A 12,905-nucleotide genomic window follows, 5' to 3' on the forward strand; every position below is an offset into this window, starting at 1 on the left:
GCGTCAGATTACTGTCTGGGTGTCAACACCCGCCGACCAACGCGGAAACCGGTCACTCCAGCAGCTCGGACGTCTCCAGCCAGCGCGCCTCGACGTCCTCGATCTCGCCCTTGACGCCCTTCAGCTGGGCGTTCAGCTCCATCAGCTTCGCCGGGTCCGTCGCCGCCTCGAGCAGGGCCGCGTGGAGCTTCTCCTCCTTCGCGTGCAGCTGGTCCAGCTTGCGCTCCAGGCGCCCCAGGTCCTTCTGCGCCGCGCGGAGGTCCGCCGCCGACTTCTTGGCCTCGGCCTTTGCCGCCGTCGGGGCCGTCGCGCCCGCCGGTTCCTTGGCGAGGGCTCGGCGGTTCAGGTACTCCTCGATGCCGCCCGGCAGGTGGGTGATGCGGCCGTCGCCGAAGAGGGCGACGATCGTGTCGCAGACGCGTTCGACCAGGTAGCGGTCGTGCGAGACGACGATCATCGTGCCCGGCCAGCCGTCGAGCAGGTCTTCCAGCTGCTGCAGGGTGTCGATGTCCAGGTCGTTCGTCGGCTCGTCGAGGAGCAGGACGTTCGGCTCGGCCATCAGCAGCCGGCACAGCTGCAGCCGGCGCCGCTCGCCGCCGGAGAGGTCGCCGACCGGCGTCCACTGGCGCGCCTGCGGGAAACCGAGCTTCTCGCCGAGCTGCGACGCCGTCATCTCCTGCTTGCCGAACACCACGCGCCCGGCGACCTGCTCGATCGCCTGCAGCACACGCAGGTCGGCGGGCAGGTCGTCGAGCTCCTGGCGCAGGTGCGCGAGCGCGACGGTCTTGCCCTCGATCCGGCGCCCCGTCGAGCCCTCGACGTCGCCGCCGAGCAGCTTGAGCAGCGATGTCTTGCCGGAGCCGTTGATGCCGACCAGGCCGATCCGGTCGCCGGGGCCGACCCGCCAGGTGACGTGGTCGAGCAGCGTCCGCTCGCCCACCGTGTACGTCGTGTCTTCCAGCTCCAGCACGGTCTTGCCGAGCCGCCGCTTCGCGAACGCCATCAGCTCGACGGAGTCGCGCGGCGGCGGGACGTCCGCGATCAGCGCCTCGGCGGCGTCGATCCGGTAGCGCGGCTTCGACGAGCGCGCCTGCGGGCCGCGGCGCAGCCACGCCAGCTCCTTGCGCGCCAGGTTCTGCCGCTTCTCCTCGGCCGTCGCGGCCAGCCGCGCCCGCTCGGCGCGCGCGAAGATCCAGTCCGCGTAACCGCCTTCGTAGTTCTCGACGCGGCCGTTGGCCACCTCCCAGGTCACGCTCGCGACGGTGTCCAGGAACCACCGGTCGTGCGTGACGACCACGACCGCGATGCGCCGGGTCAGCAGGTGGTCGGCGAGCCACTGGACACCTTCGACGTCCAGGTGGTTGGTCGGCTCGTCGAGCACGACGAGGTCGAGCTCGCCGGTCAGCGCGGCGGCCAGCGAAACCCGGCGCCGCTCACCGCCGGAGAGGTTCGCGGTGGGCGTCTCGAGCCCGATCGCGGTGATGCCCAATCCGTCCACAATGGACCGGACGCGCGCGTCGGCGGCCCATTCGTGCTCGGCGCCGTAGCGTTCGAGCACGACTTCGCCGACGCTGCTGCCGTCCGGCAACTCGGTCCGCTGGGTGACGACGGCCATCCGCAGGCCGCCGACGTGGCTCACCCGCCCGGAATCCGGCGCGGCGAGTCCGGAAAGGACTTCGAGGAGCGTGGTCTTGCCGCCGCCGTTGAGACCGACGACGCCGATGCGCTGCCCGGCCGCGACGCCCAGCGAGACGCCGTCCAGCAGTGGCTTCACCCCGTAGGACTTGCTCACCGCCTCCAGGTTGACCAGGTTGGCCATGCGCTCAGCCGATCCTTTCCACGATCGTGAACCGGGTCGCCACGACCAGTGTCGTGTCGTCCACGGTGAATTCGGGATCTCCCAGCTCGGCGCGAACTTCGGCCGTGTGCCAGAAGGAGGTGTGGTCCGCGCGCCACTCGGCGACGGTGGTGAAGCCCTCACCCTCACCGACCGCGTGCGCGAGGTCCACTTCGGACAGTGGGACGACCCGCACTTCGCGGATCTCGATGATCGCGACGCCCTTGCCGGCGGAGTCGACGACCAGTTCGCGCTCGCCCACCGCGGGCGGCGCCTCGCCGTCGATTTCGTAGCCGGCGAGCAACGCGGACGTCGTCGTCTTCGTGCCGTCGAGGATCGCCCCGACGAGCTTGTCCCGCAACGGCCCCGGGAACGCGAACTCGGCGCGCTTCACGCGTGCACCCGCGGCGGCGACGGACGCGGTGCGTCGTCCCCGCCGACCACCCGCGCTCCGGGCACCGGGCCGTGGGCCACGCGGACCGTGCGGCACACCCCCGCGCCCGACAGCTCGGCCGCGACCTCGACCGCCGCCTGCGCGTCTTCGCAGAGGAACGCGCACGTCGGGCCGGAGCCGGAGACCGTGCCCGCGAGCGCACCCGCGTTGACGCCGGCCCGCAGCGTGCGGCGCAGGCCCGGGCGCAGCGAGACCGCCGCCGCCTGGAGGTCGTTGCCCAGCAGCAGAGCCAGCTGACGCGGGTCGCCCGAGGCCAGCGCCTCGGCGACCGGCGTGTGCGAGCCGATCCGCGGCGGGTTGCCCTCCGCGCGCAGCCGGTCCAGCTCGCCGAACACCTTCGGCGTCGACAGGCCGCGCTGGTCGAAGGCCAGCACCCAGTGGAACGTGTGCCGCGACAGCACCGGGACGAGCTGCTCGCCGCGGCCGGTACCCAGCGCCGTGCCGCCGTAGAGCGCGAACGGGACGTCGCTGCCCAGACCGGCGGCGATCCCGGCCAGCTCGTCGCGCGTGATCTCGAGGTTCCAGAGGGAGGCGAGCCCGACGAGCGTCGCCGCCGCGTCGGCGCTGCCGCCCGCCATGCCGCCGGCGACCGGGATGCCCTTGCGCAGCACCACGCGGATCTTCGGCTCTTCGGTGCGGCCGACGTGCGCGGCCAGCGCTTCGACGGCGCGCCAGGCCAGGTTCGTGGCGTCGGTGGGCACCGACCCCTCACCCTCGCCGTAGATCTCCAGGCCCGGGTCGTCGGTGACCGCGACGGTCACCTCGTCGGTCAGCGACAAGGCCTGGAACACGGTCACCAGCTCGTGGTAACCGTCCTCGCGCAGGTCGTCGACCGCCAGGTGCAGGTTGACCTTGGCCGGGACCCGGACGGTGACTGGGGGCGGGACTACAGCGAGCACCCGACCAGCCTACGTGCCCGCACCGGCCGGCTTCCCGTCAGGAGAAAGGACGTCGAGCGCGACGGCGAGCGCGACGGCCGGCGGCGTGCCCGGGCCGCCCTCGGCGCTGTTGAGCTGGACGGCCACGAGCGCGAGCCTGGCCCGCAGATCGGACTCGGGGTCGGCCGAACCGCCGCGGAGCCGCTCGTGCAGCCGCAGCATCCGATCCGCCAGGCCCGCGCCGGCCGCGATCGCCTTCAGCGCCGACGTGTTGCGCTGGACCAGGCCCATCACCGGGCCGAACCGGGTCTCGACCAGCCCGGCGTACGCGGTGAGCAGCTCGGCCGGGCCCGTCTCGCGCGCCAGGAGGTCGTCGAGCGCGGTCCCCCAGTCCTCGAGGAGGCTCGAGACGATGTCCTCCTTCGTGCGGAAGTGGTAGTACAGCGCGGCTTTCGTGACGTCCAGCCGCTCGGCGATCTCCCGCAGCGAGCTGCCCTCGTAGCCCTGCTCGGCGAACAGTTCGAGCGCGACGCGCTGGATGCGTTCGCGCGTGTCGGTGCGCCGCCCGGCCATGCCCCACTCCTCAACTTGCTTGACGGCCGACTAGTAATGACCTACCTTCGGCATTGCTAGTCGGCCGGCAAGCAATGCATCCACAGCCTACCTCGGGGGTCCACCATGACCGCACTCGCGCCACCGCGCGCCGTGAGCCGCCGGCTCGCGCTCGCCGCGCTGGGTCTGGCCCAGCTCATGGTCGTGCTCGACACGACCGTCGTGAACATCGCGCTGCCCTCGGCGCAGCGCGCGCTCGGCATGTCCGACACCGGCCGCCAGTGGACGATCTCCGCGTACACGCTGGCGTTCGGCGGCCTGCTGCTGCTCGGCGGCCGGCTGGCCGACCGGCTCGGCCGCCGCACGACGCTGCTCGTCGGCGTCGCCGGGTTCGCCGTCGCCTCCGCGCTCGGCGGCGCGGCGCCGAGCGCCGGCTGGCTGATCGCCGCGCGCGCCGCCCAGGGTGTGTTCGCCGCGCTGCTCGCGCCGTCGACGATGTCCCTGCTGACGCTCACCTTCACCGACCCGCGCGAACGCGGGAAGGCGTTCGGGATCTTCAGCGCCATCATGATCTCCGGCTCCGCGCTCGGCCTCACGCTCGGCGGCGCGCTCACGCAGTTCCTCGACTGGCGCTGGTCGCTCTACATCAACGTGCCGCTCGCCGTCGTGGCCGGGCTGGGCGCCTGGTTCGCCGTGCCGGCCACGGCCGGGCACCGCGACACCAAGCTGGACTGGACCAGTGCGCTGCTCAGCTGCGGCGGCGTCGTCGTGCTGGTGCACGCGCTGTCCGAAGCGGCGACGCTGGGCTGGAACTCGTTGTGGGTACTGGGTTTCCTCGCGCTCGCGGTGGTGCTGCTCGGCGCGTTCGTCAGCCGGCAGGCCCGCCACCCGCACCCGCTGCTGCCGCTCGCGGTGGTGCGTGACCGCGCCCGCGCCGTCGCGTACCTGACCGTCGGGACCGCGTCGTTCGGCGCGTTCGGGATGTTCCTGTTCCTGACGTATCAGCTGCAGGTGGTGATGGGCTACGGCGCGCTCGCCGCGGCGCTGGCGTTCCTGCCGACGCTGGGCGCGAACCTCTTCGCCTCGACGCAGCTGTCGGGACGGTTGCTGGCCCGCTTCGGCCCGCGTCCGCTGCTGGCGGGCGGGCTCTTCGTGCTGGCGGGCGGGTTGCTGCTGGCCACCCGGTTGACGCCGGACTCGTCGTACGCCGCGGTGATCCTGCCGATGCAACTGCTGCTGGGCCTGGGCGCCGGGCTGTGCATGCCGGTGGTGCTGAACGTCGCGACCCGCGACGTCGGCGCGCGGGACGCGGGCGCCGCGTCGGCCTTCGTGACGACGTCGCAGCAGGTCGGCGCGTCACTGGGGACGGCGACGCTGAACACGATCGCCACCGCGGCGGCGGCCGGGCTCACGACGTCGACGGCGATCGTCCACGGCTACACAACAGCCGCGGCCTGGGCGGCGGCCCTCGTCGCCATAGCCGCGCTCACCGCACTCCTGCTCCTCCCACGCGGCACCCGCTGAAAGCCGTGAAGGCCTCCTTCCCGGCCATAAGAGCCGGTAAGGAGGCCTTCACGGACGTTCGGGGTCAGGCTGCGGCGACGCCCTGGGGGCCGCGCGCGGTGTGCGTGACGTGGCCGCCGCGCTCGGCGACCCACGCCAGCGCGGCGTCGGCCCGCTCGCCGCGGACGCCGAGGCGGAACCGGCCGACCGGGGTGTCGCCGATCCGGGTCAGGCCGCCGCCGATGGTGGCGAACTCGACGTCGAAGCGGCCCGCGGCCTCGGGCAGCAGCGCGCCGACCGAAGCGAAGCCGACCAGCACGACGTCGACCGAGCGGTCGTAGCGCGAGGACTGCGAGCGGGTGGTCTCGATGGCGGGCAGCAGCGCCTGCGCGGTGCGGCTGGCCGGGTTCGAGATCAGGTCGAGCACGGAGCCACGCTCGACGACGGTGCCGTCTTCGAGCACCGCGACGTCGTCGCACACCCGGCGGACGACGCTCGCGTCCGGCGTCGTGATCACGATGGTGACACCCAGTTCGGCGCGGGCCCGGTCGAGCACGGTGAGCACCGCGCCGGCCTCCTCCGGGTCGATCCCGGCGGTCGGGTCGTCGGCGAGCAGCACCGCGGGGGCCGCGGCCAGCGCCTTCGCGACGGCGACGCGGCGGAGCTGCCCCTCGGTGAGCTCGCCCGGACGCTGCGCGGCGCGCGGGGTCAGGCCGACGAGGTCGAGCAGCGAGCCGACCTTGCTGCGGCGCTGCGGGCCGTCGACGCCCAGCTGCTCCAGCGGGGACGCGATGTTGCCGGCGATGGTGCGCTCGGCGATCAGCTCCGGCTTGGTGCCGACGACGCCGAGCTGGCGGCGGATCTCGCGGAGCCGGCGGCCGTCGAGGGTGCCGGTGTTGAGGCCGTCGAGCCGGACGACACCGCGGTCCGGCCGCTCCTGCAGCGCGATGCACCGGGCGAGGACGGACTTGCCGGAACCGGCCGGGCCGACGACGCCGAACAGTGAGCCGGCCTGGACGTCGACGCTCACGTCCCGCAGCGCGACGACCGGATTTCCGTTGAGGGCAAAGGACTTGGACAGGTTTTCGACGGTGATCACGAAGGCTCCAGAAAACGGGGCGCGCAGATAAGCGCGTCCGGCCGCAAGCGAATGTCCGTCCTCTATGGACGGTGCATGAAGAAGAGGTGTGACGGGTCGAGCAAGCTCAGTTGGAGCGTCGACATGCGGTCACGGAGCGGCGACCCTCGTCGACAACGCGGCGTTTGGTCAGCAGCAGCGGGCGAGCAACCCTCTTCATCGGGACGGCCTCCATCGGTCCTGGCGGTAGCACCTGCCCTGCGGAGGGTGGTTGCTGCGACTTCGGCGAGCCAGGTCTCTCAGTCGCTCGGGATGGACGTACTGAGTAAAACCGATCCCGAGGAGCGAAAGCAAGCCTGTTGGGCCAGATCACACGACTGGAGGTGTCCGAATCGCGGGAACAGCACTCAGGAAGACTTATTTCGCCGCGACGCGCACGCTCCGGCGTCGGCGGGCACCGTCAGTTCCACTGAGGACGCGTCACCGGACGGCGGCGAGCCGGGCGAAGTCGTGCACGTCCAGCTGCTCACCGCGGGTCTTCGGGTCGATCCCGGCGGCCACCAGCAGCTCGCCGGCCCGCTCGGCCGACCCCGCCCAGCCGGCGAGCGCGGCGCGGAGGGTCTTCCTGCGTTGTGAGAACGCGGCGTCCACGAGACCGAACAGCCGATCCCGGTCCTCGGACGCCGGCGTCTCCCCGCGCTCGAACGCGACGAGCGCGGAATCGACGTTGGGTACCGGCCAGAACACCGAGCGTGGCACGGCGGCGACCTTGCGCGCCGGGCCGTACCAGGCGAGCTTGACGCTCGGGACGCCGTAGATCCGGCTGCCCGGGCCCGCGGCCATCCGGTCGGCGACCTCGGTCTGGACCATCACGAGGCCGGACTTGAGGGAGGGCACCTCGGCGAGCAGGTGCAGCACGACCGGCACGGCGACGTTGTAGGGCAGGTTGGCCACGAGCGCGGTGGGCGCGGCGGGCAGGTCGGCGTTCGAGACGCGCATGGCGTCGGCCTCGAGGACGTCCAGCCGGCCCGCGACGTCCGGCCCGCGTTCGGCGACGGTCTTCGGCAGCCGTTCGGCGAGCTTGCGATCGATCTCGACGGCCACGACCCGCGCCCCGGCGGCGAGCAGCCCGAGAGTCAGGGACCCGAGCCCGGGCCCGACCTCGAGGACGACGTCGTCCGGCCCGAGGTGCGCGAGGTCGACGATCCGCCGCACGGTGTTGGGATCGTGCACGAAGTTCTGCCCGAGCTTCTTGGTCGGCCGCACGTCCAGCTCGGCCGCCAGCCCGCGGATCTCGGCAGGTCCCAACAGTTCAACCACCGGACGAGCCTACCCAGGACAACCCGGCCCCCTCTGCACGCCCGCCCGGAGTCCCACACCCCAGCGGGTCGACCCACGTACCCGGCCAGTCGACCCACGTACCTGGACGGTCGACTCGCGTACCTGGACGGTCGGCTCGCGTACCCAGACGGTCGGCTCGCATACCCAGACGGTCGGCTCGCGTGATCAGCAGGCCGACACGCGTGATCAGCAGGCCGACACGCGTGATTGAGCGGTCAACACGCGTGATTGAGTGGTCGACACACGTGATTGAGTGGTCGACACACGTGATCGCAGGCGGAACCGACGTGATCAGACCCGTGACTCACGTGATTGGCGGCGGAACTCGGGTCATGCCTCGCTGGGGACGCGAAACGGCCCCCGCCGCTAGGCGGGGGCCGTTTCGGGAAAAAGGAAGTCAGGCCTTCTTGCCGCAGACCGGCCAGGCGCTGTAGCTGCCGCCGCGTCCGGCGCGGACCTTCTCCGCCACCGCGATCTGCTCTTCACGCGAAGCCTGGTTCGGGAGCGCCGCGTACTGGGAGCCGCCGTAGGCGTTCCAGGTCTGCTTGTCGAACTGGAGGCCGCCGTAGTAACCGTTGCCGGTGTTGATGGCCCAGTTGCCGCCCGACTCGCACTGCGCGATGCGGTCCCACGCGGAACCGTCGCCGATGTCGGGGGTCGCGGCCTTCTTGGTGCCGACGTGGATGATCTTCGGCTTGGCCGGAGTGATCACCTGCTCCGACATCGACTGCCGCGAGACCTCTTTGCCGTTCTTCTGCGTGACCTTGTAGGTCACCATCTTCTCGCCGGGCGTGCCTGGGTCCTCGACCTGGGTCTTGCCCTTGTCGAGGTCCGGGTCGTCGACCTTCTGCTCGGGCGGGTCGATGGTCTCCTTCTGGTTGACCATCGAGACGCCGGTGCGGCTGATGTGGACCTCGGCACCGTCGGTCAGCTTGACGTCCAGGCCGCCCTCGGCCGCGTCCTCCGGGCCCAGGGTGAGCTTGTACTCGCCCAGGAACTCCTTCGTGGTGACCGCGGTCGTGGTGATCTGCTTCGGCTGGTTCGCGCCGTCGTAGAGCGTGATGTGCTTGAGGGTCTTGATCTGGACGGTCGCGCCCTCGAGCGGCAGTTCGCCGTCCTTCGGCATCGACATCCACGTGCCGGCCTGCTCGGCCTGCTGCATGCCGAGCTGGGACAGGGCGTCGCCCAGGTGGGTCGCGCGGACCCAGGAGGTGCGCTCGGCGCCGTCCACGACCAGCTTCAGCTGGCGGCCGCGCTCGAGCTTGATGACGCCGCCGTCGCCGACCTCGGCCTGCGGGGACGGGGAGAGCGAGTCGTGCGCGCCGACGGACAGGCCCGCGTCCTCCAGCACCTCGCCGACGGTGTCGCCGAACGAGTGCACGGTGGTCTGCTGGCCGTCGACGTCGACGGTGACGCTCTTGTTCATCGCCAGCGCGGCCGCGCCGCCGCCGGCGATGCTGATCATGACGCCGAGGACGGCGCCCTTGAGGAAGCGGCGCTTCCAGACCTTGGAGGTCTGCCGGATGCTCTCGTCCATCAAGGCCTTCTTGGCCTGCGGGGACGCGGTCCGGTCCGCCTCGATCTCATCCGGGATGACGATCGGCGGGAGGTACGTGGTCTCGGCGTTGATGAGGCGGATCAGCTCGTCGACGTCGACGTCGATCGACGCCATCATCGCGTCGGCGTCGGGGCCGAGCGCGGCGAGGATGTCCTGCTGCGTGATGTTCGGGTCGTCAGAAAAGTCGAGCTGGCCGTACGCGGTGTCCTCGAAGTAATTGCGGTCGAGGACGGCGGCGGAGCGTGCTCCAGCCTGTCTGCTACCTGTCACCGGGTCGTTCCCTTTCCCAAGACGCCGTTCGGGGCGGCATCTTTACGTCTGGGCCCGCAGTCGGCGCCATCGTCACGGTCCCGGTCGTACCACCCGGTTCCGCTTCCCCGACGTGCACTGACGTGACTGAGGGCGTAACAGCCGGCAACTGCATGGTGCAGTACCGACCGGCACGATCACGGGACAGTAACGGGTCCCGCCGGGTTGCGCAAACACCCCCCGGAGTGTCGTGATCTGGGTCACTCCATCGAGTGGGCGATCATGGAACCCGGTTGTCGCAATGCGTTCAACCCGTTGTGACACTGGGGAGTCGGTAGATCCGCTCGGCCGTGGTCCGGACGGCTTCGGCGACCTCGTGGACAGCTTCGCCCCTGAGCGCCGCGAGGTGACGGACGGTGTAGGCGGCGCCGTACGGCTCGTTCGGCCGTCCACGGAAGGGGTGGGGGGTCAGAAACGGCGCGTCGGTCTCGACGAGGTAACCGTCGGGCGGGCAGAGCCGCGCCGCCTCGTGGAGCCCCTTGGCGTTCTTGAACGTCACGGTGCCGGCGAACGAAAGCACGTAACCGGCGTCGATGCAGCGCCGCGCGATTTCCGCGTCGCCGGAAAAACAATGGAAGATTACGGCATTCGGCGCACCCTCTTCGACCAGAATGCGCAATACGTCCTCGTGGGCCTCGCGGTCGTGGATCATCAGCGGCTTGCCGAGCCGCTTCGCGAGGTCGATGTGCCAGCGGAAGGCGTCCTGCTGGGCGTCGTGGGGCGAGTAGTCCCAGTAGTAGTCGAGGCCGGTCTCGCCGACGGCGACCACGCGGTCCTGGCCCGCCAGGCGCTCCACTTCGGCCTTCTCGGCGTCGCCGAAGGCCTTGGTCCGCGTCGGGTGGACCGCGACCGCGGCCCAGACACGGCGGTCCCACGTCGCCGCCTCGGCCGCCCAGCGGGCGGAGGCGAGGTCGTCGGCCACCGTCACCACGCGCGCGACACCCGCGCGCTCGGCGCGGTCGACCATGGCCGTCACATCGGCCGCGGTGACCGCGCCGCACGCGTCGAGGTGGGTGTGCGCGTCCACCACCGCCACCGGGAGCCGGTCCGGGACCGGGGGCAGTTCGCGCTTCTCGTCACCCAACTCGCGTACCTCTTACTTCGTGATCGGGGCCCACTCGGGGCCGGTCTCCCCGAGTTCCGGGTCGAGCTTCGTGAACAGCGGCGACGGCTTGGCGAGCGGGACGCCGACCTCGATCGGCTTCGACTCCCACTTCGCCTGCTCCGCCGCGTAGTCGCCGGTGAGGATCGGGTTGACCCGCCCGGCGATGTCGAGGTCCTCGACCTCCTTGAGCTCCGGCTGCGCGGCCCAGACGCCGGTGCCGCCGAGGGCCTCGTGGATCTTCTGGGCCGAGTGCGGCAGGAACGGCGTCAGCAGCGTGTTGGCGTCGCTGACGACCTGCAGCGCGGTGTGCAGCACGCTGTCGCGGCGCGCCGGGTCGTCCTTGAGCTTCCACGGCTCCTGGTCCGACAGGTACTTGTTCGCCGCCGTGACGACGCGCATCGCCTCGCCGGCCGCCTGCTTGAACCGCGACCGGGCCAGGTGCGCCCCGACGGTGTCGAACGCCTTGCGGGACAACGCCTTCAGCTCTTCGTCGGCCGGGGCCGGCGCCTCCGGGCGCGGGATCGCGCCGACGTTCTTGTGCGCCATCGAGATGGACCGGTTGACCAGGTTGCCCCACTCGTTGGCCAGCTCGAAGTTGGTCCGGCGGACGAACTCGTCCCAGGTGAAGTCGGTGTCCTGGGTCTCCGGGCCGGCGACCGAGATGAAGTACCGCAGCGTGTCCGGGCCGAAGTCGCGCAGGAAGTCCTCGACGTAGATGACGCGCCCGCGCGAGGTCGAGAACTTCGAGCCGCTCATGGTGAGGAACTCGCTGGAGACGATCTCGTCCGGCAGGTGCAGCTTGCCGTACTTCCCGGCCTCGCCGCCCTTGTCGCCCTCGCCGTTGTGGCCGAACAGCAGCGCCGGCCAGATCTGGGCGTGGAAGGTGATGTTGTCCTTGCCCATGAAGTAGTAGGAGCGCGCGTCGGGATTGGTCCACCACTCCTGCCACGCGTCCGGGTTCCCGGAGCGCCGCGCCCACTCGACGCTGGCCGAGAAGTAGCCGATCACCGCGTCGAACCAGACGTAGAACCGCTTCATCGGCTGGTCGCTCCAGCCGTCGAGCGGGATCTTGACGCCCCAGTCGAGGTCGCGGGTGATCGGCCGGGGCCGCATGTCGTCGATCAGGTTCTTGGTGAAGTTGAGGACGTTCGGGCGCCAGTCGGTCTTGGTCGAGAGCCAGTCGCCGAGGGTCTTGGTGAACGCCGGGAGGTCGAGGAAGTAGTGCTCGGTCTCGACGAACTTGGGCGTCTCGCCGTTGATCCGCGACTTCGGGTTGATCAGCTCCGCGGCGTCGAGCTGGTTGCCGCAGTTGTCGCACTGGTCACCGCGCGCGCCGTCGTACCCGCAGATCGGGCAGGTGCCCTCGACGTAGCGGTCGGGCAGCGTGCGGCCGGTGGACGGGCTGATCGCGCCGCGCGTGGTCTTCGGCACGACGTAGCCGTTGCGGTGCAGCGCCAGGAAGATCTGCTGCGTCACGTCGGCGTGGTTGCCGGTGGTGGTCCGGGTGAACAGGTCGTAGGACAGGCCGAGGCCCTGCAGGTCGTTGCCGATCTGACGGGTGTACTTGTCGGCGGTCTGCTGGGAGGTGAGGCCTTCCTTGTCGGCCTGGACGGTGATCGGCGTGCCGTGTTCGTCGGTGCCGGACACCATGAGCACCCGGTTGCCGGCCATTCGCTGGTAGCGGGAGAAGACGTCGGACGGGACGCCGAATCCGGACACGTGGCCGATGTGGCGGGGGCCGTTGGCGTAGGGCCAGGCCACCGCAGTCAACACTGGGGTGCTCATACCTTATTAGCCTACGGATGCCGCCCAAGGCGATTTCGGCAGGTACAGGAGGCCGGGTTGTCCGCGACGCGTCTGCTCGTCCTCGGGGTCGTGCGCATGTACGGCCGCGCGCACGGCTACCAGGTGCGGCGCGAGCTGCTGAGCTGGTCGGCGGACAAGTGGGCCGACGTCCAGCCGGGGTCGATCCACCACGCGCTGAACCTGCTGGAGCAGATCGACGTCGAGCCGGGCGACGGCGGCCGGACCGGGTCGCCTACCGGCTCACCGACGTCGGCGAGCAGGAGTACCGGCTCCTGCTGTCGAAGGCGCTGTCCGACCCGGAGCTCACCCCGGCGCTGTTCGCGCAGCCGGCGCGGGAGCGTCGTCGTGCCGGCGCTCGCGGTGCTGTCGGTGTGGTGGGGCACGCGGACGTTCCAGCGCGAGAGCGCCTGACCGAAAACGCCTGATCAACCCGGTGTGGTGCGACTGCGGGTCCGCTCCCGGCGACGTATGGTGTGCTCTCATC

At 71.0% G+C, this 12,905-nt stretch carries 10 protein-coding genes, 1 pseudogene and 1 riboswitch; of the genes and pseudogenes, 2 read left to right on the forward strand and 9 right to left on the reverse strand.

All coding sequences use genetic code 11. The features are described 5' to 3' along the window. Window positions 1-52: 52 nt before the first annotated feature. The 4 genes from OHS58_RS31020 to OHS58_RS31035 are packed head-to-tail and all read right to left on the reverse strand — an operon-like array spanning window position 53 to window position 3,742. The gene (locus OHS58_RS31020; RefSeq protein WP_328644870.1) at window positions 53-1,819 is read right to left on the reverse strand and encodes an ABC-F family ATP-binding cassette domain-containing protein; all 1,767 of its coding nucleotides are present in this window, start codon (window positions 1,817-1,819) and stop codon (window positions 53-55) included. Window positions 1,820-1,823: 4 nt separating this feature from the next. Next, window positions 1,824-2,231 (reverse strand): ASCH domain-containing protein, encoded by a 408-nt coding sequence (locus OHS58_RS31025; protein ID WP_328644871.1) that lies wholly within the window; start codon window positions 2,229-2,231, stop codon window positions 1,824-1,826. Continuing rightward, complete coding sequence (locus OHS58_RS31030; protein ID WP_247057956.1) at window positions 2,228-3,190, reverse strand: 4-(cytidine 5'-diphospho)-2-C-methyl-D-erythritol kinase; 963 nt, start codon at window positions 3,188-3,190, stop codon at window positions 2,228-2,230. Before OHS58_RS31030 ends, OHS58_RS31025 begins: the two co-directional genes overlap by 4 nt. Before the next feature lie 9 nt (window positions 3,191-3,199). Beyond that, the gene (locus tag OHS58_RS31035; protein WP_328644872.1) at window positions 3,200-3,742 is read right to left on the reverse strand and encodes a TetR/AcrR family transcriptional regulator; all 543 of its coding nucleotides are present in this window, start codon (window positions 3,740-3,742) and stop codon (window positions 3,200-3,202) included. Window positions 3,743-3,847: 105 nt separating this feature from the next. Here OHS58_RS31035 and OHS58_RS31040 point away from each other — a divergent pair, with 105 nt between their 5' ends. Further along, window positions 3,848-5,245, forward strand: a complete 1,398-nt coding sequence (locus tag OHS58_RS31040; protein WP_328644873.1) for a DHA2 family efflux MFS transporter permease subunit — start codon at window positions 3,848-3,850, stop codon at window positions 5,243-5,245. A 64-nt stretch (window positions 5,246-5,309) separates the two neighbouring features. On the opposite strand, the gene OHS58_RS31045 is transcribed toward OHS58_RS31040, so the two are convergent. The 5 genes from OHS58_RS31045 to metG form a co-directional block, all read right to left on the reverse strand. After that, window positions 5,310-6,323 (reverse strand): methionine ABC transporter ATP-binding protein, encoded by a 1,014-nt coding sequence (locus OHS58_RS31045; RefSeq protein ID WP_326944481.1) that lies wholly within the window; start codon window positions 6,321-6,323, stop codon window positions 5,310-5,312. Window positions 6,324-6,530: 207 nt separating this feature from the next. Then, window positions 6,531-6,621: riboswitch (SAM riboswitch) on the reverse strand. A gap of 161 nt (window positions 6,622-6,782) precedes the next feature. Next, window positions 6,783-7,622 (reverse strand): 16S rRNA (adenine(1518)-N(6)/adenine(1519)-N(6))-dimethyltransferase RsmA, encoded by an 840-nt coding sequence (gene rsmA, locus OHS58_RS31050; protein ID WP_247057964.1) that lies wholly within the window; start codon window positions 7,620-7,622, stop codon window positions 6,783-6,785. Between the two features lie 418 nt (window positions 7,623-8,040). Continuing rightward, window positions 8,041-9,471: a transglycosylase family protein gene (locus OHS58_RS31055; protein WP_326944483.1), complete on the reverse strand. Its 1,431-nt coding sequence runs from the start codon at window positions 9,469-9,471 to the stop codon at window positions 8,041-8,043. 286 nt (window positions 9,472-9,757) lie between these two features. Further along, the gene (locus OHS58_RS31060) at window positions 9,758-10,594 is read right to left on the reverse strand and encodes a TatD family hydrolase (RefSeq protein WP_326944484.1); all 837 of its coding nucleotides are present in this window, start codon (window positions 10,592-10,594) and stop codon (window positions 9,758-9,760) included. 12 nt (window positions 10,595-10,606) lie between these two features. After that, on the reverse strand, window positions 10,607-12,400 hold the full coding sequence (gene metG / locus OHS58_RS31065; protein ID WP_247057971.1) for a methionine--tRNA ligase: 1,794 nt from the start codon (window positions 12,398-12,400) through the stop codon (window positions 10,607-10,609). A 57-nt stretch (window positions 12,401-12,457) separates the two neighbouring features. On the opposite strand from metG, the pseudogene OHS58_RS31070 reads away from it, so the two are divergent. Then, a pseudogene (locus tag OHS58_RS31070) lies at window positions 12,458-12,729 on the forward strand (PadR family transcriptional regulator); the annotation flags it as partial. Between the last annotated feature and the right edge of the window lie 176 nt (window positions 12,730-12,905).

Origin of the sequence: Amycolatopsis sp. NBC_00348 (assembly GCF_036114655.1) — a bacterium.
Classification (GTDB): Bacteria; Actinomycetota; Actinomycetes; order Mycobacteriales; family Pseudonocardiaceae; genus Amycolatopsis.